We start from the raw sequence: 25137 nt of genomic DNA on the forward strand, positions 1-25137 counted from the left end.
ATTTACAAGGACGTAAAACTGCCCGCCCAGGAGGGGCAGACGACGATAAGGGCCGTCACTACGCTTTCATCCAGAGTCGAATTCACCCGACATTCAAGGACGCTTCATTGCGCAGGGCGCGGGAACTGAGCCTCACACAACCTCGTTCCGGACAATGGATCAAGACCGCCACTCAATCTGCTCACACACAGTTACAAGATGCCAACCTTGAACTCTGGTCTGCCCAGAACAAGGTGGATCGGTTTCTCGAAGAGTTACAAAACGTTGATGACTTCGCTGAACCCTTGCTCACCGATGCATTGATGAAACAGTACGGGGTCGATGTCGATGTCAGAACCACTTACTTGCATCTTTACTTACCCAAAGAGCGCCCCTGGTATGCCATCGACCTCACGGGCGGCGTCGTCACCCGAACCGTCTCCCTGCTGAACGCAGCCCTGCACAACTTCGCACGCAGCGAAACCTGCGAGCCGGATTCCGACTTCATCAGCCAGCCCGATGAGCGCGGTCTGTTCGACGTCCTGCCGGTCAAACGCAAAATGTCCATCGCCCAGTTCCAGACCCTGTGTCGCGAGCTGGACATTGGCGCGCGCTATGCCCGATACCTTGAAGACCGCTTGCTACCCGGCGATGCCGTCGCCAGGCGTTTTCTGCAACTCAAAATCATCGACAGCGAGAAAGCTGCCTTCAAGGCAGCCGTTCAACAAGCGCTGATGACCGGCGACATTGATGCCGACGCGAGCGACCTGATCCTGAAGATGCTCGATGGCCAGCGCAACCTCACCCGCAAGGGCCGGGTGATGCATTTCGCTGAACTGTCCGTTCTGGGCAGCCGGCTGGCCGGGATCGTGCTGATCACACCGGACCTGTACCGTGAGCACAGGCGCGAGGTCGAGCCGATATTCGCGTATGTCCCCCAGGACCCTGAACATCCGTTGAAAGAGTACCCCTCAACGGTCGCCTTCATGAATGAACTGACTCGCCAGCTGCGGGACAACCCGCTCATCTCGTCCACTGGAATGACTTATCGCCAGTTCTTCAGCCGGTTCGTCGATCAGCCGGAGCGAGGGCATTTTTTCGGCGGGCTGCAACAGCGGCTGTTCGAGGTGAAATGGCATCAGAAAGATCCGCTGGATCCAGGGCCCAGCTGGCGGGAAGTACCGGTCGAGCAGCCCAATCTTCGTTTCAGCGCCGCACCGATCCGCGGCGAATTCTGGAAATACCGCTTTGAGCAGAAGCTGAACAAGATCCTCAATGACGCCCGACACATCGCCGTGTCCACCGCCGACACCGATCGCAATGCCCGATGGGCCTGGTGGGAGAATTTCAAGAAAATAGTCTCGGACATCTTCAACGTCGCCCTGATGGTCGTCACACCGTTCGTGCCGGGGTTGGGGGAATTGATGATGGCCTACACCGCCTATCAGATCGCCAACGATGTCATCGAAGGCTTCGTCGACATGACATTGGGGCTGTGGAACGAAGCGGTCGAGCACATCGTGGGTGTGGTGGAGGATGCCATTCAATTGACGGCGTTCGCTGCCGGGGCAAAAATCGGCGAGGTCGTGCGTCTGAAACTCTCGCCACTGATCGAAGGCATGAAACCGGTCACGCTGCCCAATGGCGAGCCACGCCTGTGGCATCCCGATCTGCGGCCTTACGAGCTGCCGGATGTGAAGCTGTCGGCCGACTCCGGTCCTGACGAGCTGGGACTGCATACCCACCAGGGCCAGGACATCCTGCCGCTGGATGACACCCACTTCGCCGTGCGGAAAGACCCGCAAACCGGCAACTATCGCATCAAGCATCCACACCGCGCCGATGCGTATTCACCCGAGTTACGACACAACGGCCTCGGCGCCTGGACTCACGAAGGCGAAAACCCGCGAGCATGGAGTACGCCGAAACTGCTGCGCCGTCTCGGCCACACCGTCGACGGCTTGACCGACGCGGATCTCGAACGCGCGCGCATTGCCAGCGGCACCGACGACAGTGCACTGCGCCGGATGTACATCGACAACACGGCTGCGCCACCGCTACTGGACGACAGTCTCGAACGCCTGCACCTCCAGCGCCAGGCCCGGCACAGTATTGAACGGATTCGCACAGGGCTGGCGCTGGATCCGTCCTCCTACTGGTTTGAACCGCTGGCGACCTACCTGGACGGCTGGCCTGCGGATAAATCGCTGAAGGTTTATCACAACGACGACCTGACCGGTCCCTTTCGCCAGTACGGCAATCCCGAGGCAACGGCGGGGCAGACGCTGGCCACCAGCCTGTCGCACCTGTTGAGCAACCAGTTTGCGCCAAGCCTCGTCAACTTCCTCGATGAAGCGGAACTGCAAGCAGTACTCGGCCGGCCAATGGCGAAAAGCGAACAGGTGCAAGCGCTGCGCGATCGGCTGGCGGACGAAGCCAATCGCCTGCTTCCAGACATCGTCAATCAGCTGTACCAAGGTGCACAAGCATCGGACGATCCCCGGGTCAGGCTCGTGCGCCATGAGTTTGCACAGCTGCCGTCCCGTGCAGTGAAGACCCTGCTGAGCCGTGCCGACAGCCCTGACCTCAAGCGAATGGAACAAGAGCAGCGCCTGCCTTTGAACATCAAGATCCGCGCCCGTGAAGCGGACTTCGAAGTCCGGGCAAACCATGCCTATGAAGGGTTCTACGACGATGCGCAGTGGGTGCCGGAAACCGAAAGCCTGGTGCTCAATGCGCTCAGGATTCATTCCGACACATTCAATGAGTTACGCATCGAAGTACGCGAAGGCAGCGATGCCGGCCCCCTGCGTTGCAGCGTGGGCACGCAGGATGCGTCAACCGTCCGGGTACTGGTCAGGGATGAGGTGAACCGCTTCGAAGTCTGGGACGCGCAAAACCACAAACTGCGGGAAGCCGCCGATTTTTTCGAAGCGGTGCTCAACGCCTTGCCGAAAAACAAACAGACGCAATTGGGTTATCGACCTGGCCAGGGTCGCTTTTTCAAACAATGGGTCATGGTCAAGACCCAGACGCCTGCCGAACGCCGCACCGTGCTCCTCGCACCACCGATCCGTCCGCGGGCGGACCACGAAGACATGATGCTGTTGCGCGGCCCTGGTTTGTCCACCCGCAAACCCACCCTCACGGAAAGAGTGCGGGACCTCTACCCCCACTTCAACGAACGAGAAGCCGATACCTTTGTGCGATCCCTTGGCTCGCCGGAACAAGGGCATCAGACCCTGACACGACTGGACCGCGAACTGCATGATCTTGAGGTGTTGCTCAATAAATGGCGATACCGCCAACCTGATAGCTGGGGCCCGGATCGCCAAGGGTTCGTCCGCGGTGGCGGGCTGCACATCAGCGAACGACTCATCGATTGTTTCAGGAGAAAGCCCACCGTATTCGGTGAACGCAGCACCACTTCCGACGGCGGCTATGCACTGGACCTTTCCACGGAAATCGACCCTGTCGACCTCGAGCGCTGGTGGAAGGAACTGCCGGACATCAAGCACTACCTCGATCAGATCACCACGTTGAACCTGGACCGCACGACGTTCTCCCAGAAAGCCTCCGGCCTGTTGAAAGACTTCCCCCACCTGCGGCAACTGAGCGCCCGCGGTTGCGGCTTGACGCAGTTGCCCGACAGCATCGGCAAAATGCATTACCTGCGCACGCTACGCCTGATGAACAACGACATCAGGCTGACGCCGGCGTCGGTCGAGCAGCTGCGAAACCTGACCCGTATCGAAACACTCAGGCTCGATGACAACCCAAGGCTGGGGATGCTGCCGAACGTTGAACGCATGCCCAAGCTCAGCATCCTGAGTCTGAGCAACACGGGGGCCACCACGTGGCCGGACGGGCTCTTTGCGCCCAACAAGCGTCGGCCTCGAGGATTTTTTCTGGATCTGCAGGAAAACCCGATCAGGATCATTCCCACCGTCGTGCCCGGCTCTGACGATGCGTTTATCGTGGCGCGGACCCGCCTGTTCGAAATGAACCTGTCGCAGGCCAATGTCGTCAAGTTCCAGGCGTATCGACGCTCAGTCGGCATCTCGCCCACACAGGTCTATACCGACGCCGCCACCGACGCGATGGCCCAATGGCCGATGAAGGATGACTCGGAGTGGTGGAGTGCCGAAGTCTCCGGGTTGGGAACCTTCCGCCAGGAAGCCTGGCACGACCTGATGTCCGAGCCTGGCTCTGAAGGTTTTTTCGCCTTGATCCAGAAACAGACCACCTCGGCCGATTACCGGGCCGGCGGTGAATTGCGTAATCAACTGAGCAGCCGGGTATGGCGAATGGTCGAAGCCGTCGACCTGGACAGCGAGTTGCGCGCCGATCTGTTCGAAATGGCAACGTCGCCCACGACCTGCGCCGATGCGGGAGCCCAGATGTTCAACCACATGGGCATCAAGGTGCTTGCCTCCGAAGCCTATGCCTTGTCGACATCGGGCGCCATGCTGGAAAGCAGGTTGGTCAGGCTGGCAAAAGGGGCGGCCCGTCTTGCGCGGGTAGAAGATATTGCACGGGCCGATTTCGCCAAACGTCCGGGCGGCGACGAAATTGAAGTGTACCTCGCCTATGAGAGCGGCCTGGCGCAACGTCTCGATTTGCCGTGGCAATCGACATTGTTGCGGTATCCCGAATTGGCCAGGGTAAACGCTGAAATGCTCGACACGGCGTTCGATACGGTAATGTCGATGGAAGCCGGCGACGGGTTGGTCAATGGAATGATCGAACAGCCGTACTGGGAGAAATACCTGCGTGACACCTATCCCGCGGAGTTCCGGCGCAATGCCCGGATGTTTGAACACAGGACCGACCTGCTGGATGAACTGCGCGAGGCCCAACGCGCCTGGGCCGGTTCCAAAGAGCAGTTGATTGTGCAACGACGCGCACTCAAGCAGCGGTTACTCGACCTTGCCAGTCAACTCAACGTCCCGGAAAGCCTTGTGCTCACCGGCGAGGAAATGACGGACGAGGTCTATGGCGGATTGCTCAACGACATCGGCTACGAGGAAAAACAGCTGAGCCGTCGGTTGACCCGAGCGGCGCTGCAGAACGCCGGATAATCAGCCCCCGCCCTGAAGGCGATCAAGCCTTCAGGGCGTCTTCTACTGTTATCCCACTTCGGAGTCCCATATCACGGTGATGTTTCCGGAATAACTGGACGACACCCCGGGCTGGATCATGTAATCCACATAATTCGGTGCAATCTCGAAATGCAGGGTGCCTGGCGCGCGATCAACGTAGAAACCAGGCCTGAACTCCTGCGCATTCACCTGGCCTATGCGCAGCGGTCGACGGTTGACCGGTTGGCCGCTGACGTCCGTCAAACCATTGGGCAGGCTGACACTCAGTTGTACCTGGGCAACGCGACTGGAAACAGGGTCGCGGATCAAGCAATGCGTCGACCCGCCCTCTCCACACTCCAGGTGCATTTTGAAGCGGCTCGACGACGAGATGTTGAACGTCTGATCGCGAAACAGCCGGGTCGGTTTACGCCCCTGGGTCAGCCAGGCTTGCCAGCCACCCTGCGGCACCAGTTCAACGCTGCTTCCTCCGGGCGGGATCTCGACTTTCAACGTGTGCTCAACGCTTAAAGTGAAATTGAGGGTGATCAGATCGTCGTCAGGCAACATGACATCGCCCATGTCGAAATCCTGGTGCGGTCCGACGGTGTAGTTCAGCACGCCGCGATAGGTACCTGCCGACATCTTGAGCGGGTTGGGCGTGGCCAGCTCGTAGCTGAACCCGGTGTTTTCATAAGCGAACTGGTAGTCCTGGGTAATGTCCTTTTGTGCCTGCTTGGCGCACACCCCCGCATTGGCCGGCACTCGCCAAAAGAACGCATAGTACAAGGCAGTGCCATAACCCACCCCGCCATATCCACAGGGGGGAGGCGCATTGACCCAGGTACTTTGCCAGACCCCTGTGGGCAGAGGCGTCTTGATTGTGTAAGCGGCACCGATACCGTTGACGCGCATCCTGAGCGTCTCGGACTCTCCGGTATCGTCGTGCACCACCGTGACGTCTCTCCAGGAGGAAGGAACCCGGAACATCGCGCCCCGACGCTGCTCGTGCATCGCTGGTATGTCTGCCGCCATCCGGAAGCGAACGGGCAACAAAATGCTGAAAACGCCCGCCTCGCAGTACTCGGGGTGATCTCCGCAATACCCGCCCTGAGGGGTCGTATTGATAAAGGTGTTTTGCATCGGTTTCGCCGGATCGGGACGAAATACCGCGGTCATTTCAACGGTGCTGGCGACCGTGGTCTGCATGAACGCACCCGCCAAACCCAAGCCGCTCAGCTGGATGATTTTCCTGAGCATTTCCATGATTGCTGCACTCCTTTTCACTGCATTGGCGCAAGACACTAAACTTCTGAATCCCACACCACTGTCACGCGTCCCGAATACTGTCGTTGTTGTCCGGGGCGAAGCATTTCTGCCACTTCACTGGCGGGTATTTCGAAATGCAGCGTTCCCGGTTTGCGATCCACATAAATCCCTGGCATGAACAACTGCGTGCCACTGCCGTCCAGGTTTAGTGGCCGACGATTGACAGGTTGACCGCCCGCGTCCATCAAACCATGGGGCAGACTTACGCCGACGTTCAGCGGCACAAAGTGACCGGACAACGGTTCATTCAGCGAGCAGGTATTGCCTTGGACGTACTGACACTGCAACTGCATTTTGAAACGTGAACTGGCGGAAATGTTGAAGGTCTGGTCGCGGAACAGGCGCGTCGGTTTTCGCCCTTGCGTCAGCCAGGATTGCCAGCCGCCCTGCGGGACCAGTTCAACACGGTTTCCACCAGGAGGCACCTCGACCTTGAGGGTGTGCTGAACGTCCAGCGCGAAGTTCAACTTCAATGAAGTACTGCTGGGCAGCATGATGTCGCCCATGTCGAAATCCGCCCCAGGGCCGACGCTGTAGGTCAGATTGCCAGCATATTTGCCCGAGGACATACCCAGCGGGTTAGGGGTCACCAGTTCATAGGCAAAATCGAGATAGCTATATCGCAGCCAAGGCACATTGAATTTAGCCTGTTTATGGCACGAGCCTTCGGTTGGGGTTTTCCAGAAAAAACCATAGGTATTCGACGTGTACAAACCCACGCCGCTGTAAAGACAGGGAGACGGTGCGTAAACCCAGCTCTGCCCCCACAGTTGACCGTGGGCAAGCCGATAATCGTCGCCTCCACCTACCAGACTGATCACGTCTTCGGTCACATATCTGGATCCTATACCCGCAATGCGCACCTTAACGGTTTCCGCTTCGCCGGTGGATTCGTGGAAAACCGTCAGATCTCGCCACTGCGCTGGCGCTTTTATCAACGCACCCTTGCGTGGATCCTCGTGATGGGCGGTGATCGGCGCGATGGATTCGAATTGGATCGGCACCCTGAGACTGAACATTTCGTTGTCGATGCATTGCTGAGGATAACTGGCGCAATAACCACTGGGTGGCGTGTCATTGTGGAATTTATTGCGTTGCGGATTCGCCGAGTCCGGTTTGAACGAGGCTTGAATCTGTACCTCCTGCGCCCATACCGAAGATAGCGATCCCAGGAGCAAGGCCATTACACCTGCACATTGTTGTAATGCTTGAAAACGAATCATCTCTTTGGGCCTCATAGAATCGGTATCAAGCACCCGGCATCACCGCGTTGAAGATCATGTTGACGCTGCCAAAGTAACTTCCGGGCTTGTAAACCCCATCGGCAGGCGGCATCGGGAGGATTTCCAGCACCACGCGTTTACCAGGCGCGGCCTCGGCCAGGGACACCACTTCGCTGCTCTCGTGCTCGCTCAACTGTTTGCCGTTGAACAGCACCCGCAAGGCAATGTCATGGGCGTCGGTGCCGTTGGACAGATACGGCCGGCCTTCCAGCCGCGCCTCGATCGAGCCCGCTTCGTTCTTCAGGTCGAAGTACTTGCGCAAGCCACCCAGTGTCGACGACGTCAAGTTCCAGGGCAGTTGCTGTTCGCGATGGATCCAGCCCGGGTCCGATGGAATGACATAAAACGCCTGGGTCGGAATCGTCACGAACACTTCGAAGGTGTGCTCTTCCCGGGCGGCGAAGACATCAGCGCTCGTCCACATCGCGACAACCGACAAAAAGACCTGGGTCAGCTTCCTGCTCATGGGTTATCCCTTCACGTCCAGTTTTTTGCTGTGCTCACCTTCAACCAGGGTGAAGCGATATTCGCGACCGGCCTGTTTTTCGAACTCAAAAGTACGGCCCGCCAGAATGTGATGCTTGGTCGTGGGCTGGCAGTCCTGCTCGTTTTTAACCGAACAATCCTTGAACTCATCGATCACCACCACGCTGTTGCCGTTGTTGCGAATCCGATACATGCCTGCGCCGTTTTCAATCGCACTGTCGAAGCGTGTTTCCTTTGGCCGTACGAAAAACACCGCGCCGTAACCCGCCAGCACGGTAACCCCGGCCGACAGGGATTTTTTGTAGTCTTCCCGCTCTTCGCCGGACACCGCGAATTCGTCTTCCTTCTCCGGCACCACGGGTACGAATCGCACCCGGAAATAACGCTCCCTGTCGCGCTCGCCCATGAACAGCAGACGGGTGCCCTGCATGCCATTGGCAGGCACGATCAGTCGCGCGGGACTTGCCATCAAACCATCCCGGGACTTGCCGTCGGTGTTGGATTTGAGCGGCACTTCCTGCGACTTGCCGTCGGCGTCGTAGAGAATTTCGAGGATGTTGACCTTGACGAATGCAGTGCTGTCGCCGCCGTTGAACACGCGTTTCAGGTACGTACTTTTATCGCCGTCCAGATAGTCGTAAACGGTTCCGATATTGATGCTCGGTCCGGCATGAACAGCTTGGGAAAACAAACAAAAACCCACAAATGCCAAAAGACGTTTCATCGTCCCTACCTCGTTAATTAATCAAGTTTTCCCGGGGGGTTAACCCGCGGTTGGAGCCATGAAAGTCGCATCGGCCAACGTATCCGGCGTGCAACGCAAATCGCCGATCATCAGCACGTTGTTTTCGGTACGCCCATTGTTCGGGTCCAGGCGGAACTGGCACAGCAACTGGCTGCCGTGGCGCACTTCCAGGGTCGGTGAACCCGCATTCATTTCCATGGAGAAGAAGCCGTCCACTTCGCTCACCCCACGGCTGGCGTGGTTGATGATGTGGTGGCCTTTAAGCGGATTGCCCTGCGGGTCGATCAGGCGACCGAGGACGGTCAGGGTTTTCATCACTTTCACCTGGCGATATTCCACACCGCCCTTGTTCAGGTGATAGCTGGAACGGGCCGGTTGGATGGTGGCGGCCGGAACGTGGTTGCCCTCGAAATCGAAACTGACCGAGCTGCTTTTGTACGCGGTGATCGGCACGAAATTGCGCCCGGGCTTGAGTACCGCGCTGCCGCCACTCAAATCATCGGCGCGCAAGGCGATGTCCTCGATGTCCGACTCCACGTCGATGATCATGCCGGCACCGTTGCGGTGATATTGGCTGGTCATGACCATTTTTTGCCCGCCGACGGCCACGGTGCTGTCGAGGTTCAAGCCCCCGGTAAAGTCGTTGTTGAAGGACGAGCGCTGGATAAAGCCGTCGCCGTTGACCAGGTCGGAACTCATGGTCGCCATGGCATTCAACCCGATGCCGTAGGTGTCGGTGATGGCCGTGGCGGAGACGCTTTGCAGCAGATGGTCCTGAAGGGTTTTGCGGTAGGTGATCGAAGCGTTGTTGTCGCGCCCGCCATCACGGTCGGTGCGGCTGCCGATACTGCCGGAAAGCTGTTCACCGGGGCCGCCCAGCGCGATGTTGACGCTCAAGTCGATACCCCGATTGCGGTCGTCTCCCGAACTCACGCTGCCCGGTCGATCAAACAGCGACAGGCGCCAATTGGCGTCACTGCCAAACAGTTGGGTGCGCTGGGTCCAGCCCAGATCCACGCCCGTCCCGTTGGTGTTGCCTTCGCTGTGGGACACCCGGGCATTGACCGAGTTTTTGCTGCTGAGTCGATGGTTTATCGACAGGGAAGAGTTGCTGGTCTGGCCAATGAATACGTTGCGCTGACGCACCCGCGTGCCATCGGGCAGCGTGTCGTACAGCCGGGTGGTATCGAGCCAGCTACGGTTATGGCTGGCAACAATGCTACCGCTGCCATAGGAATAAAGCCCTTGCACGTCGAGGCCGGTACCGTAGTCCTCGGTTTTGTAGACGTTGGCATAGACGCTGGCGTTGTTGACGATTGCCCAATCGACCGACGTGCCGTATTGCAGAGAGTCGCGCACCTGTCGACCCGACAGGCCCAGGATGACTCGCGGGTGCAGCAGGAAGTTGAACGCGGCCCCCGCCGTCATGTCGCCGTCGGCCTGCTCTTCCCAGTTACTGAGCAATTTCGATTCGCGGCCGGCGAACAGGTTGTAGCGCCAGCGCTCGTCATGGTTACGCCAGTTGTTGGGTTTGTAGACCAGCTCCTGAGTGCTGGAGGTGATTTGGCCGTCTTCGATCAGGCGCACTTCCACTTCATAAATACCGCCGGGCAGCGGACGCGTATCGAGGGTCTGCAACCCGGCAGGCACCGCCTGGGTGTTGATCAGCAAACCGTCGCGGTAGATCTCCACCGAACCCTGTCGATTGGCGGTAACGTAGATCGGATAGACCGCCGGTTTCGGGTTGTTGATGGCCAGGCTGTCGGAGCTGCCGTACATGACGCCCAATGCGGTGTCGGGGCTCACGCCAAACGTGCGCGGCTGACGGGTCAGGCCTTCGGACGTGGGTGTGAAATAGCCCAGGCGCAGAAAGTTGCCCTCCAGCTCGCGCTGGGTAAAGAGCTCATGCACCGCGTGATACAGCTTGTTATCCAGACCACCGAGTCGAGACAGTTGCATATTGACGGCCTGGGTCCAGTTGCCCAGGCTGCTGCTGGCTTCCAGGCCGTAGCGCCCGCCCAGGTCCTGGTTCTGCCCGCCGTTGAGGTTCAGCTGGTTGCGCACGATCAACCCGGTGCTGCCGTTTTCGGGCAGGTTGTAATAACGCTGTACCTGATCGTCGCGCTCAGCGTTTTGGGTGAGGATCGACACCAGTGAGTTTTCCAGGCTGTAGTGCACGGCCAATAGCTGCTCGGGGCATTTCGCCTGGCAGCCACCCAACGCTACGCCTTGTTTCAGATAGTTGGCCCAGATGTCGCGTTCACTGGGCTTGATCGTGCTGTCGCTGACATCGGCGAAGTCAACGAGGGTGATGCGATCGTCGCGGGTCAACACGACCATCGCCTCACCGAGAAACTGTTGGTCAAGTTCCACGCGCACCGCCAATGGCACATCAAAGAAATGCTCTTCGAACTCGCTCGGCAAACCTTTGGCTTGCGCCAACAGACTTCGAGGTGTGTGGCCGTTATCCGCCGGCGCGGCCAGGGCAGTTGCACAAAAACATAGGGCAAGCGCCGTCGCGATGGGAGTCATCGGGAACATGAACGGAATACTCTGAAGATGAATTCGTTGAAACCCGATCGACAGGCAAAACTTGCCCGCCGATCGGTAGTGTTATGAATTAAGGATGAACCTTAGTTAATAACGGTATTACGGAATGCGAGGAATGGCATCGAAGATCACCACTGGATTGGCGGTGTACAGGCCATTCTGGCTGTCGGTTGGTTTGGCAGCGGCAATCACCAGGTCAGCTTGCATGCCGCCATTGGACTCGGCGTCGCCGACCACTTCCTGTGACACGCCGGTCAGGGTTGTGCCATTGAACATGTAACTCAATGCGATGGTGTTGATGCCGTTGGACAATGGCTGCGGGCCGCCTTCGACGTAGGCGCCGACCGAACCGTTGGTGTGCTGTACATCATAAGTCGCACGGATCGGAGTCAGCGTACCGGCCCCCAGTACGTAGGCCATTTTTTCATCTTTACCGAAGTTCGGGTCCCGCGGCTGAGCATGGAATACCTTGCTTGGAATGGTGGCGCTGATGTTGATGGAGGTGCGCGATTCTTCCGCAGCGAACGCTACCGAAGAGCTCAGGGCCAGCAGGGTCATCGGAACGGCGATTGCAAACTTCTTGAACATTGTTGAGTACCTGTCTTTTTCAAATGATCGGACCGTGGAAAGTCACAACAAGCCAACACCCGGCACGAAGCACGGCGTTTTGGCTCAACTTTCGACGCCGGAGAATGATCGACCAATCGCTTGAAAAAGTAAGTACGTAACTTCCGAAGAACATGTAGTAACAATAGCTCTCGAACAGCAGGAAAAAAGTTAAAAAAACACCAATTAATCTGTTTTACCCTCAGAGAAATACTACACACAGTTTTAACTGAAAAAGCACACAGACAAGACTGCTTTAAACTTCCGTAAGACCAATACTACTGTTCACACAAGAATAGATCATCAATAAACGGAAGAACTTTATAATTAGTTCATTTACTCTAAAAATCAACCTTCGTAGCATCCTCGTCACTCCCATGCGCTCACCACTCGCGCCTTTCCCCAAGCCCCTCCCAATCTCGACCGTTGGTCCAGAACGCTTGCACAAGCCAAAAGATATATCTTAAGTTGTATCTAAACACGACGAGAGAAAGCAAAAATGAGAGACCATCATTCCCCCCACCGCGAACACGGCGACGGCCGCGACGGCTTCGAGAAACGCTCCGGTCGCGAACGCGGCGGTCGCGGCCCGCGTGTCTTCGCCCCCGGTGACCTGAAATTGTTGCTGCTGGCGCTGATCGCCGAGCAGCCCTGCCACGGCTACGACCTGATCCGCCAGATCGAAAGCATGTTCGACGGCGCCTACAGCCCCAGCCCCGGCGTGATCTACCCGACCCTGACCTTCCTTGAAGAAAGCGAAATGATCCTGGGCGATGCCGAGGGCGGAAAAAAACGCTACAGCATCACCGACGCCGGACGTCTGTCATTAAGCGAGCAGGCGATTGCCCTGGACGGTGTGCGCATGCGCATCGAAGTCAGCAAGCGCTCATTGCGCGGCCAGGACCGCCCGGCCGAGATCCATGAAGCGGTGCACAACCTGCGCCATGCCTTGCAAATGCACCATGGTCGCTGGAGCCCGGAAGAAATCCTGCGGGTGCGCGACCTGCTCAACAACACGGCCAAAGCCATCGTCGACGGCCCCGCCGTTCAACCCGTTTCGGAGAAAGTCGAATGACCGACGTTATCGTGCCATCCCAAACCATTCACCGTGTCAGCCATGAGATCAAACGCCGTCGTCTGCAAGTGCTGCGGGTGGTCGACCTGACGCCGCGCATGCGCCGCATCACCCTGGGCGGCCCGGAACTCGCAGGCTTCGTCAGCCTCGGCACGGATGACCACGTCAAACTGCTGTTCCCGCAAAACGCAGCGGAACAGGCGGCGCTGGAAACCCTGGTGCTCGGCGCCGGCAAGGACAACGGGCCGATGCCCGCGATGCGCGACTACACGCCACGCCGTTACGACCTGGACACGCTGGAACTGGACATCGACTTCGTGCTGCACGGCGACGGCCCTGCCTCGACCTGGGCCGAACAGGCCAAACCCGGCCAGTTCCTGCACATCGGCGGGCCGCGTGGCTCGATGATCGTGCCGGACATTTTCGACAGCTACCTGCTGATCGGCGACGAAACCGCCCTGCCCGCCATCGCCCGTCGACTCGAAGGCCTGGCCGCCAATCGGCGTGCGCTGGTGATCGTGGAAGTGGAAAACGGCGCAGAACAACAACGCCTGGTAAGCGCCGCGCAAGTCGATGTGATCTGGGTCCTGCGTGAAGGCGGCAAAAACAACCTGCTGACCACCGTGCAACAGATCAAGCTGCCCACTGGCAATCTGTATGCGTGGGTGGCGACCGAAACCAAATTGTCGCGGCAGATCCGCCGGGTGTTGCTCGATGAGCATGGCCTGAACGAGCAGTTCGTGAAGGCTGTCGGTTACTGGCGGCTGGATGACAGCGACGAGGAATAACAACCATCAAGACAGTTGCTCCCACAATTGATCTCCAGAGGACACATTTTTTGTGTGCGACTCGATTCAGTGTGGGAGCGGGCTTGCTCGCGAAAGCTATTTCAGACTCGCTACCGGTCCGAGCCTGTGCCAAGTCGACCCCGCCACCGATCCAACCCGACCACCAGCAGCGAAATCAGCACAAATCCCGCCAGCAATCCCCCGGCATTCATAAACACCTGTGGATAACCCAACTTGTCGACATCGATGAACGGATAGGGATAAGTCGCCAGTAGATGCCCGCGCCACAACGTATAGCCGAAGTACATCAGCGGATAGATCACCCACCGCGCAATGTGCCGCAGCCGCAACGTACCTTTGGGTACACAGAACCACCAATAAACCAGAAACAGCAGAGGCATGACGTCATGCATCAGCTCATCGGCCAGCCATTGCCAGCCTTCGGGATGCCATAAATGGCGCAGCAACAGGCTGTAGGCGATACCGACCACAGCGATGCTCACCGCAATGGCACTGCTCACCCACGGCTGCAAAAACCAGCGTCGCGCCGCCGACTCGCGGGAAGTCAGTTCACAGGTCAGCACCACCGCCACCAGCGTATTGGTCAGCACGGTGAAAAAACTGAAGAAACTCACCAGCCCGCCCAGCAGACTGGCCTCGATACTCCAGCGGGCATAGAGAATCAGGTACAGCTGAATGCTTAAACCCGCCCAGCCCAGGATCGCTGCCACGGCAACATAACGACGCCTCGCGGCAGAACCTGGCGTCGAGGGTATGACCATGCTCAGACCGGGCGCTTGGTGCGCATCAGCTTCACGTACAGGCGTTCGACCTTTTCCCGCGCCCACGGGGTTTTGCGCAGGAATGTCAGGCTCGACTTGATGGTCGGGTCACTTTTGAAACAGCGGATATCGATACGCTCGGCCAGCCCCGACCATTCGTAGTGCTTAACCAGGGCGTTGAGGATTTGCTCCAGCGTCACGCCGTGCAGCGGATCAGGGTTGTGTTCGGTCATGCCGGGCCTTTGAGCGATGAAAGAATGGGAAGGCGCGCACCTTAGCGGAGGGCTTCGTCTGGTGGAAGGGCTGCGGACAGAAGCATTCTGTCAGCGCTCAATTAACTGTAGGTGAGTTGGCCATCTTCCGAGGGACAAACGTCAGCGGATTGCACCTGTGTTCAGTAATAACGACGAGGGTCTGAATCGATCAGGCTGGCCAGCTTGGTCAGGGCAAACCTCAATTCGTCCTGGCTGGTGGGCGACATCAACACCAATCGCACACAGCGGGTAGTCCCGGTACGTTCGGCCTGGAACTGGGTGCCACTGAGTACCAGCACACCGTTGGCACGGGCCAGCATGGTGAACTCGTCGCAGGTCCAGGGCTCGGGCAACGTCAACCAGATGTGGTAGGAATACGGCTGGGTCTTGAGCTCGAAATTGGCGAAGATTTCCTGAGCGATCGCCTGCCGCCCGGCGGCTTCGTTGCGCTGAATCCGGATCAGTTTTTTATCCAGCCCCTCGGTGATCACGTTGCTGGCCAGCTGAGCGGTCAACGGCGACGGCATCCAGACGCTGCTGCGCACCATGGAAGTCAGGCGCGACAACAGTTTCGGCGGGCTATAAAGATAGCCAATCCGCAAGGCCGGCATGATCGACTTCGACAGACTGGTCAGGTACACCGAACGATCCGGAGCGAACGCCGACAGCGGCTTGATCGACGGGTCGGTGGCGAGAAAACCGTAGATGTCATCGTCCAGGATAATGAAGTCGAATTCCTCGGCCAACGCCGCGATTTGCGCCCGACGTTTTGGCGACATGATCGCCGCCGTCGGGTTCTGGCACGTCGCCACGCAGACCAGCATCGCCGGTTTCTCACGCTGGCACAGCTCACGCAGCGCTTCGGGAATGATCCCTTCATCGTCCATTGGCACGCCACGCAGACGCCGTTCCAGACCATGGGCCAGGGAAATGATGCCGGGGTAGCAAAGCTCCTCGCAGAGCACCAGATCACCGGCGTTGGTCAGCGCACTCATCGCGACCATCAAACCATGCTGGGCGCCGGCGGTGATCACCACTTGCTGCCATTGTGCATCGGGCAACGAATGGCGCAGCCATTGCGCGCCCGCCTCGCGATGAGCCGGATGGCCGCCATCGGGGGCGTAATCGAGGGCACGGGCAAAATCCGTGCTCTTGGCCATGCCCACCAAGGCTCCGCGCAACCAGTATTCCAGGGTTTCGCTGTAAGGCTTGATGATCGACAGATCCAATAATTCGGATTGCCCCAGATTCAGCGCAGCGGCACTGTTGCTGGCCGGCAGTTCCAGCTGCTTCTGGTTGAGCACATAAGTGCCCCGCCCCACTTCCCCCTGCACCAGGCGCCGTCGATGGGCTTCGCTATAGGCCCGGCTGATGGTCCCGGGCGTGACATTCAGCGTGGTGGCCAGCTCCCGCAGGGTCGGCAGACGATCACCTTCGTTCAACACGCCGTTGCTGATATCGCGCGCCAACGCGTCGGCAATCGACAAATACATCGGCTGGTTGAACTCGCTTAGCTGAGGAACCCACATGAATGATCGCTGCCCATCGTAGAAATGATGAATATCCGAGCATATCACAGGGAGGTCAGGCAATTAATCAATCGACTCAATCAATGAATTGAGTCGATTGATACGCCGATTGATTCGAGAAACATGCCTCACAGAAAACATTTTTCAACGGGATTATTTTCTTATTAATCAATTATTTATATACAAAAAATCTAACAAACAAACGCTGATAGCAAAAAAACATCTCGCAATACCCTCTCAATCTATTGAATCAACTCAATTCATTCAAATACACTCATCTAGAATCGAATCAATCGACTCAATTCAACTTCTGAATCACTGCGTGCCAACCACGCCAAGCCGAGACATCATGGACACACTCAGAAAGGATCTATCCCTGTCAGCGATCATTGCAGGCTTCATCGCCGTGATCATTTCCTATGCCGGCCCGCTGATCATCGTGTTTCAGGCGGCCCGGGAAGCGCACCTGCCCAATGATCAAGTGTCGTCATGGATCTGGGCGATTTCCATCGGCAGCGGCATTACCGGCCTGTTGTTAAGCTGGCGTCTGCGGGTTCCGGTGATTACGGCATGGTCGACACCGGGCGCGGCGTTGCTGGTATCGATGCTGCCCACGGTCTCCCTGCCCGAGGCCATCGGCGCCTATGTGGTGGCTTCGGTGATTATCGCGGTGGTCGGCCTGTCCGGCGCGTTCGACAAACTGATGAGTCGCCTGCCAAAAGCTATCGCCGCCGCCATGCTCGCCGGCATCCTGTTTCGTTTCGGCGCCGAACTGTTCACCTCGATCAAGCTGCAGCCGAGCCTGGTGCTGTCAATGATCGCGGCGTACCTGGTCTTCAAACGCTTTTCACCGCGCTACGCCATCCTGTCGGTATTGATTGTCGGCTGCGCCGTGGCCGCCTCGTTCGGTGGACTCAACACGGGTTCGATCACCGTCGATGTCGCCCACCCGATCTTCATCGCCCCGCAGTGGAGCTGGCACGCAATCATCAATATCGGCCTGCCGCTGGCCCTCGTCACCCTGACCGGGCAGTACGTGCCGGGCATGGCGGTGTTGCGCACCTCGGGCTACAACACCCCGGCGCGCTCGATTATTTCGGTCACGGCCATCGGCTCGATTTTGATGGCGCCATTCGGCTCCCATGGCTTAAACCTGGCGGCCATCACCGCCGCTATCTGCACCGGCCGCGAAGCCCATGAGGATCGCGACAAGCGTTACATCGCCGGGATCGCCTGCGGAGTGTTCTACATTCTGATGGGCATCTTCGGCGCGACCCTGGCGTCGGTGTTTTCTGCCTTGCCCAAAGAGTTGATCGCCTCCCTCGCCGGCCTGGCCCTGTTCGGGGCGATCAGCGCCGGGCTGACCGGCGCCATGGCTGACGAGAAACAACGCGAAGCGGCACTGATCACCTTCCTGGTCACCGCCTCGGGCATGAATTTCCTGGGGCTGGCCGCTGCATTCTGGGGGCTGATTTTCGGGCTCGTGGCGTATTTCGTACTGGCCTACACCCGGGAAAGCAAAGCCATCACCGTTGCAGAAGCGGTCGACCGCTGATTTGAAAGCTCAACTGATTTGACCGTGGCGGACGCTTCAGTCCGCCTTTTTTTGCCACGACCAAACAGCTGCGGCGACCGGTCGCAGCCGACTGTTACCAAATCCGAAATGATCCATGTCAGTAAAAGCCCTTTCTCTATGTGTTACAGAACATTATCCTTACGCCCGTCCAGCTGAAACGCTTCTCCCCTGCTGCATTCCTGCTGCGTTCAGCTCCCCCCTTTTAGAAAAAGACCAAGAATTTCTTCTCTATGCCTGATTTTCAAACTCCGCGAGATAGCGCTGTCTCACCCACTGTGTCCAGCCGAAAAACCCTGAAGCTGATCAGCGGGTTCACCGCGCTGGGCCTCGCCACTTGCACCCAGGCCGCGCCAGCCTTCGATAGCGACTCGCCATGGATGCTGGGTGACTGGAACGGCACTCGCACCGAACTCTCGGAAAAAGGCTACGACTTCAAAGTCGATTACACCGGCGAAATGGGCAGCAATCTGCACGGTGGCTACGACCATGACCGTACCGCGCGCTACAGCGACCAGTTCGGCTTGGGTAGCCACCTGGACTTGCAGAAGATTCTCGGCTGGAACGACGCTGAATTTCAGCTGACCATCACCGAACGCAACGGCAACAACATCAGCAACGACCGGATCAACGACCCACGGGTCGGCGGTTTCACCTCGGCGCAGGAAGTCTGGGGCCGTGGCCAGACCTGGCGCCTGACGCAGATGTGGTATCAGCAGAAATTCTTCGACCAGAAGCTCGACATCAAGGTCGGCCGCTTTGGCGAGGGTGAAGACTTCAACAGCTTCCCCTGCGACTTCCAGAACCTGGCGTTCTGTGGCTCCCAGGTCGGTAACTGGGTCGGTGGCATCTGGTACAACTGGCCCGTCAGCCAGTGGGCCATGCGCGTCAAATATCACCTGACGCCAGAGTTGTACGCACAAGTCGGGGCTTACGAGCAAAACCCGTCCAATCTGGATCGCGGCAACGGTTTCAAGCTCAGCGGCAGCGGCACTCAGGGCGCAATCCTGCCGGTAGAACTGGTCTGGACCCCGAAGCTCAACGGCCTGCCGGGTGAATACCGCGCCGGTTACTACTACAGCAGTGCCAAGGCCAGCGACGTCTACAAGGACAGCAACGGCCAGCCGGCTGCACTGAGTGGCGAGGCCTACCGCAGCGCATCGAGCAAGCACGGCGTGTGGCTCGGTATCCAGCAGCAGCTGACCAGCGTCGCCAGCGATAACTCCCGCGGCTTGAGCGTCTTCGCCAACGCCACGATGCACGACAAAAAGACCAACGCCATCGACAACTATGTCCAGGCCGGCGTCGTCTACAAAGGCCTGTTCGATGCCCGCGCCAAAGACGATATCGGCTTCGCGCTGGCCCGTGTCCACGTCAACCCGGCCTACCGCAAGAACGCCGAGGCGACCAACCAGGCCCGCGCCGCCTTCGACTTCGACGACCCATCGTTCCTGCCACCGCAAGACACCGAATACAGCAGCGAGCTCTATTACGGCGTGCACGTCACCAACTGGCTGACCGTGCGCCCAAACCTGCAATACATCCGCCACCCCGGTGGTGTGGACAAGGTTGATGACGCGCTGATTGGCGGGATCAAGATCCAGTCGTCTTTCTAACTGACACCACACAAATCCTGTGGGAGCGGGCTTGCTCGCGAAAGCGGTCTGTCAGTCATCCAGGATGTTGAATGTGATGGCCGCTTCGCGAGCAAGCCCGCTCCCACAAGGACCGCATCAACCAACCACTTTTTCGATGAACCATGCCCACGCCAGATCGTCATCTACAGTGACTACTGCGCGGGACTACTTAAAACGTCACGGAGAACCACACTATGAGCACTGATGGTGCTTTGAGTCGAAGCCGTCTGCTGCCGAGCCTGCTCGGTATCGTGCTTCTGCTAATGGGCCTGGCCTTGCTGGCCGGGGGAATCAAGCTGAGCATGCTCGGCGGCTCGCTGTATTACCTGCTCGCCGGTATCGGCCTGATGGTGGCTGGTGGGCTGCTGCTGGCCGACCGTTATGCGGCGCTGAGCGTGTACGCGGTGGTGCTGTTCGCCAGTACCGTCTGGGCACTGTGGGAAGTCGGTCTGGACTGGTGGCAACTGGTGCCGCGTCTGGCGCTGCTCTTTACCCTCGGCATCGTCATGCTGCTGCCATGGTTTCGTCGCCCGTTGCGTCGCGGCGACTTCAACCCGGTCGGCACCGGTGTGCTGAGCGCTGCCGTGGTCATCGCCGGTATCGCCGCGCTGGCCAGCCTGTTCACCAACCCCGGTGAAATCAAAGGCCAACTGGACCGTGACGCCGTGCCGGGCATGACCAACACCGCCCCGGCCATGCCGGACGGTGACTGGAATTCCTACGGCCGCAGCGCCCACGGTGATCGCTACTCGCCACTGGCGCAGATCACTCCGCAGAACGTCAGCAAACTGGTTCCCGCCTGGACGTTCCGCACCGGTGACCTGCCTGGCCCGAACGACCCGGGCGAAACCACCGCCGAAAACACCCCGCTCAAAGCCAACGGCATGCTCTATGTCTGCACGCCGCACAGCAAGGTGATCGCGCTGGACCCGGACACCGGCAAGGAAATCTGGCGTTTCGATCCGAAGCTCTCCACGCAGAACGCGGCGAACTTCAAGGGTTGGGCGCACATGACCTGCCGTGGCGTGACCTATCACGATGACGCCGCCTATGCGTCCGAGCAGAGCCCGACCGGCACTGCCAACCCACCGGTGACCAGCGTCTGCCCGCGCCGGATCTTCCTGCCGACCGCCGACACCCGTCTGATCGCCCTGAACGCCGACACCGGCAAAATGTGCGAAGACTTCGGTAGCGGTGGCCAGGTCGACCTGACCGCCAACATCGGCGGCTTCACCGCCGGCGGTTACTACTCCACTTCGCCACCGGCGGTCACCAAAGACCTGGTGGTGATTGGCGGCCACGTCACCGACAACGTCTCCACCGACGAGCCAAGCGGCGTGATCCGCGCGTTCGACGTGCACACCGGCAAACTGGTGTGGAACTGGGACAGCGGCAACCCGGACGACACCACGCCGATTGCCGAAGGCAAGGTCTACACCCGCAACTCGCCGAACATGTGGTCCATGTTCGCCGTCGACGAAAAACTCGGCATGCTCTACCTGCCGATGGGCAACCAAACCCCGGATCAGTTCGGTGGCGCGCGTACCCCTGAATCGGAACTGCACGCCGCCGGCCTGACCGCGCTGGACATCGCCACCGGCAAGGTGCGCTGGCACTTCCAGTTCACGCACCATGACCTGTGGGACATGGACGTCGGTGGCCAGCCAACCCTGATGGACCTGAAAACCGCAGACGGTGTGAAACCGGCGGTGCTCGCATCCACCAAGCAAGGCAGCATCTACGTGCTGGACCGCAGCAACGGCCAACCGATCGTGCCGATCAATGAGATCCCGGTGCCGCAAGGCGCGGTGGAAGGCGACCACACTTCGCCGACCCAACCGATGTCCGACCTGAACTTCGTGCCGCCGACCCTCAAGGAACGCGACATGTGGGGCGTGACCCCGTTCGATCAGATGCTGTGCCGGATCGATTTCAAATCCCTGCGTTACGACGGCATGTTCACCCCGCCATCGCTGCAAGGCTCGATCGTTTATCCGGGTAACTTCGGCGTGTTCGACTGGGGTGGCATGTCGGTCGACCCGGTGCGTCAGATCGCTTTCGTGAACCCGAGCTACATGGCGTTCAAATCGAAACTGATCCCGGCCGCCGAAATCGCCAAACAAGGCCCGCGCGTGAGCGAAACCCAAGGCGTGCAGCCCAACAAAGGCGCGCCATACGGGGTGATCCTCGAAGCGCTGCTGTCGCCGATGGGCCTGCCGTGCCAGGCACCGGCCTGGGGTTACGTGGCGGCGGTCGACCTGACCACCCACAAAACCATCTGGAAGCACAAGAACGGCACCGTGCGTGACAGCTCACCGGTTCCGATCCCTCTGAGCATGGGCGTACCCAGCCTGGGCGGGACCTTCACCACCGCTGGTGGCGTGGCCTTCCTGAGCGGCACACTCGACCAGTACCTGCGCGCCTACGACGTGAAAAACGGCAAGCAGCTGTGGGAAGGCCGCCTGCCAGCCGGCGCGCAAACCACACCGATGACCTACACCGGCAAGGACGGCAAGCAATACGTGCTCGTCGTTGCGGGTGGTCACGGCTCGCTGGGCACCAAGCAAGGTGACTATGTGATTGCGTACAAACTGTCGGAATAAGCGGTAGCGGCAGTTAAAGCAAAGGCGACGCCCTGCGAGGGGCGTCGCCTTTTTTGTGCGCGCTGCAATCCCCGCCACACCCCAATTCAACAGTGGGAGCGGGCTTGCTCGCGAAGGCGATTTCATATTCAACATTGAAGTCGCCTGACACCCCGCTTTCGCGAGCAAGCCCGCTCCCAGAGTTGAATGGGGTACATCTGCAAGAGACGGTTCGGCTGTCAGGCAGCCAAGATGCCCTACACCTGTCAAAACCCTGAACACATACCCTGAAATATCCAGAGCCATTGAAACCACCCCCCACCTGCCCCATCTAACATCCATACCCTATTGCGCAGGTGCCCCATGACCGACCAGCAAGAATTCCCCGAAGACCCGAGCGAATACGCAGAAACAGACAACGCCGAACACCATGCACCCGGCAAAGGCCTCACCCTGCCTGGCCAGAACCTGCCGGACAAGGTCTACATCATCCCGATCCACAACCGGCCCTTCTTCCCGGCGCAAGTTTTGCCGGTGATCGTCAACGAAGAGCCGTGGGCCGAAACCCTCGAACTGGTGAGCCAGTCCGACCACCATTCCCTGGCCCTGTTCTTCATGGATACCCCCCAGGAAGACCCGCGCCACTTCAACACCTCGGCCCTGCCCCAATACGGCACGCTGGTCAAAGTCCATCACGCCAGCCGCGAAAACGGCAAACTGCAATTCGTCGCCCAGGGCCTGACCCGGGTGCGCATCAAAACCTGGCTCAAGCACCATCGCCCGCCGTATCTGGTGGAAGTCGAATACCCGCATCAGCCCACCGAGCCGACCGATGAGGTCAAGGCCTACGGCATGGCGCTGATCAACGCGATCAAGGAACTGCTGCCGCTCAATCCGCTGTACAGCGAAGAGCTGAAGAACTACCTCAACCGCTTCAGCCCCAACGACCCCTCGCCGCTGACCGACTTCGCCGCCGCCCTGACCTCGGCCACCGGTAGCGAACTGCAAGAAGTGCTCGACTGCGTCCCCATGCTCAAGCGCATGGAAAAAGTCCTGCCGATGCTGCGCAAGGAAGTCGAAGTCGCGCGTCTGCAAAAAGAGATTTCCGCTGAAGTTAACCGCAAAATCGGCGAACATCAGCGCGAGTTCTTCCTCAAGGAGCAACTCAAGGTCATCCAGCAAGAGCTGGGCCTGACCAAGGACGACCGCAGCGCCGACATCGAGCAGTTCGAGCAGCGTCTGACGGGCAAGGTACTGCCGCCCCAGGCGCAGAAACGCATCGAAGAGGAAATGAACAAGCTGTCGATCCTCGAGACCGGTTCGCCGGAATATGCGGTGACCCGCAACTACCTCGACTGGGCGACCTCGGTGCCTTGGGGCGTATATGGCGAGGACAAGCTCAACCTCAAGCACGCGCGCAAGGTGCTGGACAAACACCACGCCGGTCTCGACGACATCAAGGACCGTATCCTCGAATTCCTCGCGGTCGGTGCCTATAAAGGCGAGATCAGCGGCTCCATCGTCTTGCTGGTGGGCCCACCGGGCGTGGGCAAGACCAGTGTCGGCAAATCCATCGCCGAATCCCTAGGCCGACCGTTCTACCGCTTCAGCGTTGGCGGCATGCGCGACGAAGCCGAGATCAAGGGCCATCGCCGCACCTACATCGGCGCACAACCGGGCAAACTCGTCCAGGCGTTGAAAGACGTCGAAGTGATGAACCCGGTGATCATGCTCGACGAAATCGACAAGATGGGCCAAAGCTACCAGGGCGACCCGGCCTCGGCGCTGCTGGAAACCCTCGACCCGGAACAGAACGTCGAATTCCTCGACCACTACCTCGACTTGCGGATGGACCTGTCGAAAGTGCTGTTCATCTGCACTGCCAACACCCTGGACTCGATCCCCAGCCCGTTGCTGGACCGGATGGAAGTCATTCGCCTGTCGGGCTACATCACCGAAGAAAAAGTCGCCATCGCCAAGCGTCACCTGTGGCCGAAACAGCTCGAAAAGGCTGGCGTATCCAAGAGTAGTTTGAGCATCAGCGACAATGCGTTGAAAGCCTTGATCGACGGCTACGCCCGCGAAGCCGGGGTACGGCAACTGGAAAAAAATATCGGCAAACTAGTGCGCAAAGCCGTGATGAAGCTGATCGACGAACCGAAAACGGTGATCAAACTCGGTCCGAAAGACCTTGAAGCCTCACTCGGCCGCCCGGTGTTCCGCAACGAACAAGTGCTGTCCGGCGTCGGCGTAATCACCGGACTGGCCTGGACCAGCATGGGCGGCGCCACCCTGCCGATCGAAGCCACGCGCATTCACACGCTCAACCGAGGCTTCAAGCTCACCGGGCAACTGGGGGACGTGATGAAAGAGTCGGCAGAAATTGCGTATAGCTACGTCAGCTCCCATCTGAAGCAATTCGGCGGTGACCCGACGTTCTTCGACGAAGCATTCGTCCATCTCCATGTACCCGAAGGCGCAACGCCGAAAGACGGCCCAAGCGCCGGCGTAACCATGGCCAGCGCCCTGCTTTCGCTCGCCCGTAACCAGCCACCGAAAAAAGGCGTGGCCATGACCGGCGAACTGACGCTGACCGGGCATGTACTGCCGATTGGCGGTGTGCGCGAAAAAGTCATCGCGGCGCGTCGGCAGAAGATCAATGAACTGATTTTGCCGGAGCCGAACCGCGGTAACTTCGAGGAGTTGCCGGACTACCTGAAGGAAGGCATTACCGTGCACTTTGCCAAGCGCTTTGCGGATGTGGCGAAGATATTGTTCTGAGCCGTAACCTGATCGTTTCCATGTGTTGGGAATAATCAGACTCGACAAAAAGCCCGCTGACCTTTCAAAGGGTCGGC

16 protein-coding genes are annotated in these 25137 nt (G+C 59.0%); 7 read left to right on the forward strand and 9 right to left on the reverse strand.

The annotated features are described in order from the left end of the window. The first annotated feature begins 107 nt into the window (after positions 1-107). A complete protein-coding gene (locus tag PSH64_RS24390) occupies positions 108-5060 on the forward strand; it encodes an NEL-type E3 ubiquitin ligase domain-containing protein (RefSeq protein ID WP_370694457.1) in 4953 nt (1650 codons plus the stop codon). Between the two features lie 48 nt (positions 5061-5108). Here PSH64_RS24390 and PSH64_RS24395 read toward each other — a convergent pair whose 3' ends face one another. The 6 genes from PSH64_RS24395 to PSH64_RS24420 all read right to left on the reverse strand — a co-directional run bounded on the left by PSH64_RS24395 (position 5109) and on the right by PSH64_RS24420 (position 12041). After that, a complete protein-coding gene (locus tag PSH64_RS24395) occupies positions 5109-6326 on the reverse strand; it encodes a hypothetical protein (RefSeq protein ID WP_105344991.1) in 1218 nt (405 codons plus the stop codon). Between the two features lie 38 nt (positions 6327-6364). Next, entirely contained in the window at positions 6365-7612 is a 1248-nt protein-coding gene (locus PSH64_RS24400) for a hypothetical protein (protein WP_105344988.1), read from the reverse strand. Positions 7613-7637: 25 nt separating this feature from the next. Further along, positions 7638-8138 (reverse strand): CS1 type fimbrial major subunit, encoded by a 501-nt coding sequence (locus PSH64_RS24405; RefSeq protein WP_305478937.1) that lies wholly within the window; start codon positions 8136-8138, stop codon positions 7638-7640. 3 nt (positions 8139-8141) lie between these two features. Continuing rightward, positions 8142-8882: a pilus assembly protein gene (locus PSH64_RS24410; protein ID WP_105344984.1), complete on the reverse strand. Its 741-nt coding sequence runs from the start codon at positions 8880-8882 to the stop codon at positions 8142-8144. Between the two features lie 39 nt (positions 8883-8921). Continuing rightward, positions 8922-11444 (reverse strand): TcfC E-set like domain-containing protein, encoded by a 2523-nt coding sequence (locus tag PSH64_RS24415; RefSeq protein WP_305478939.1) that lies wholly within the window; start codon positions 11442-11444, stop codon positions 8922-8924. A 108-nt stretch (positions 11445-11552) separates the two neighbouring features. Beyond that, complete coding sequence (locus tag PSH64_RS24420) at positions 11553-12041, reverse strand: CS1 type fimbrial major subunit (RefSeq protein WP_105344979.1); 489 nt, start codon at positions 12039-12041, stop codon at positions 11553-11555. 517 nt (positions 12042-12558) lie between these two features. On the opposite strand from PSH64_RS24420, the gene PSH64_RS24425 reads away from it, so the two are divergent. Beyond that, on the forward strand, positions 12559-13134 hold the full coding sequence (locus tag PSH64_RS24425) for a PadR family transcriptional regulator (RefSeq protein WP_105344977.1): 576 nt from the start codon (positions 12559-12561) through the stop codon (positions 13132-13134). Further along, complete coding sequence (locus PSH64_RS24430) at positions 13131-13922, forward strand: siderophore-interacting protein (protein WP_105344975.1); 792 nt, start codon at positions 13131-13133, stop codon at positions 13920-13922. The genes PSH64_RS24425 and PSH64_RS24430 overlap by 4 nt, the downstream gene beginning before the upstream one ends. 110 nt (positions 13923-14032) lie before the next feature. Here PSH64_RS24430 and PSH64_RS24435 read toward each other — a convergent pair whose 3' ends face one another. The 3 genes from PSH64_RS24435 to PSH64_RS24445 form a co-directional block, all read right to left on the reverse strand. After that, the gene (locus PSH64_RS24435) at positions 14033-14704 is read right to left on the reverse strand and encodes a Pr6Pr family membrane protein (RefSeq protein ID WP_305478940.1); all 672 of its coding nucleotides are present in this window, start codon (positions 14702-14704) and stop codon (positions 14033-14035) included. 2 nt (positions 14705-14706) lie between these two features. Next, positions 14707-14937 carry a VF530 family DNA-binding protein gene (locus PSH64_RS24440; protein ID WP_105344969.1) on the reverse strand — a complete coding sequence of 77 codons (231 nt, stop codon included), beginning with the start codon at positions 14935-14937 and terminating at the stop codon, positions 14707-14709. Positions 14938-15098: 161 nt separating this feature from the next. After that, positions 15099-16487: a PLP-dependent aminotransferase family protein gene (locus PSH64_RS24445; RefSeq protein ID WP_305478942.1), complete on the reverse strand. Its 1389-nt coding sequence runs from the start codon at positions 16485-16487 to the stop codon at positions 15099-15101. A gap of 349 nt (positions 16488-16836) precedes the next feature. Between PSH64_RS24445 and PSH64_RS24450 the strand changes: the two genes are divergently transcribed. From PSH64_RS24450 to lon, 4 genes are all read left to right on the forward strand, one after another. Next, the gene (locus PSH64_RS24450; protein WP_305478943.1) at positions 16837-18042 is read left to right on the forward strand and encodes a benzoate/H(+) symporter BenE family transporter; all 1206 of its coding nucleotides are present in this window, start codon (positions 16837-16839) and stop codon (positions 18040-18042) included. A 251-nt stretch (positions 18043-18293) separates the two neighbouring features. After that, a complete protein-coding gene (locus PSH64_RS24455) occupies positions 18294-19676 on the forward strand; it encodes a carbohydrate porin (protein WP_305478944.1) in 1383 nt (460 codons plus the stop codon). Positions 19677-19891: 215 nt separating this feature from the next. Continuing rightward, positions 19892-22300 carry a glucose/quinate/shikimate family membrane-bound PQQ-dependent dehydrogenase gene (locus PSH64_RS24460; RefSeq protein WP_305478945.1) on the forward strand — a complete coding sequence of 803 codons (2409 nt, stop codon included), beginning with the start codon at positions 19892-19894 and terminating at the stop codon, positions 22298-22300. Between the two features lie 342 nt (positions 22301-22642). Further along, a complete protein-coding gene (gene lon / locus PSH64_RS24465) occupies positions 22643-25060 on the forward strand; it encodes an endopeptidase La (RefSeq protein ID WP_105344957.1) in 2418 nt (805 codons plus the stop codon). Positions 25061-25137 lie beyond the last annotated feature (77 nt).

The organism is Pseudomonas sp. FP1742 (assembly GCF_030687145.1).
GTDB lineage: Bacteria > Pseudomonadota > Gammaproteobacteria > Pseudomonadales > Pseudomonadaceae > Aquipseudomonas > Aquipseudomonas frederiksbergensis_D.

What these genes read in the sequence shown, in the direction of transcription:
- PSH64_RS24455 (WP_305478944.1), top strand. Translation starts at nt 18,294, where the DNA reads ATGCCTGATTTTCAAACTCCGCGAGATAGCGCTGTCTCACCCACTGTG.
- PSH64_RS24435 (WP_305478940.1), bottom strand. Translation starts at nt 14,704, where the DNA reads ATGGTCATACCCTCGACGCCAGGTTCTGCCGCGAGGCGTCGTTATGTT.
- PSH64_RS24410 (WP_105344984.1), bottom strand. Translation starts at nt 8,882, where the DNA reads ATGAAACGTCTTTTGGCATTTGTGGGTTTTTGTTTGTTTTCCCAAGCT.
- PSH64_RS24405 (WP_305478937.1), bottom strand. Translation starts at nt 8,138, where the DNA reads ATGAGCAGGAAGCTGACCCAGGTCTTTTTGTCGGTTGTCGCGATGTGG.
- PSH64_RS24415 (WP_305478939.1), bottom strand. Translation starts at nt 11,444, where the DNA reads ATGTTCCCGATGACTCCCATCGCGACGGCGCTTGCCCTATGTTTTTGT.
- PSH64_RS24400 (WP_105344988.1), bottom strand. Translation starts at nt 7,612, where the DNA reads ATGATTCGTTTTCAAGCATTACAACAATGTGCAGGTGTAATGGCCTTG.
- PSH64_RS24425 (WP_105344977.1), top strand. Translation starts at nt 12,559, where the DNA reads ATGAGAGACCATCATTCCCCCCACCGCGAACACGGCGACGGCCGCGAC.
- PSH64_RS24440 (WP_105344969.1), bottom strand. Translation starts at nt 14,937, where the DNA reads ATGACCGAACACAACCCTGATCCGCTGCACGGCGTGACGCTGGAGCAA.
- PSH64_RS24460 (WP_305478945.1), top strand. Translation starts at nt 19,892, where the DNA reads ATGAGCACTGATGGTGCTTTGAGTCGAAGCCGTCTGCTGCCGAGCCTG.
- PSH64_RS24420 (WP_105344979.1), bottom strand. Translation starts at nt 12,041, where the DNA reads ATGTTCAAGAAGTTTGCAATCGCCGTTCCGATGACCCTGCTGGCCCTG.
- lon (WP_105344957.1), top strand. Translation starts at nt 22,643, where the DNA reads ATGACCGACCAGCAAGAATTCCCCGAAGACCCGAGCGAATACGCAGAA.
- PSH64_RS24395 (WP_105344991.1), bottom strand. Translation starts at nt 6,326, where the DNA reads ATGGAAATGCTCAGGAAAATCATCCAGCTGAGCGGCTTGGGTTTGGCG.
- PSH64_RS24450 (WP_305478943.1), top strand. Translation starts at nt 16,837, where the DNA reads ATGGACACACTCAGAAAGGATCTATCCCTGTCAGCGATCATTGCAGGC.
- PSH64_RS24445 (WP_305478942.1), bottom strand. Translation starts at nt 16,487, where the DNA reads ATGTGGGTTCCTCAGCTAAGCGAGTTCAACCAGCCGATGTATTTGTCG.
- PSH64_RS24430 (WP_105344975.1), top strand. Translation starts at nt 13,131, where the DNA reads ATGACCGACGTTATCGTGCCATCCCAAACCATTCACCGTGTCAGCCAT.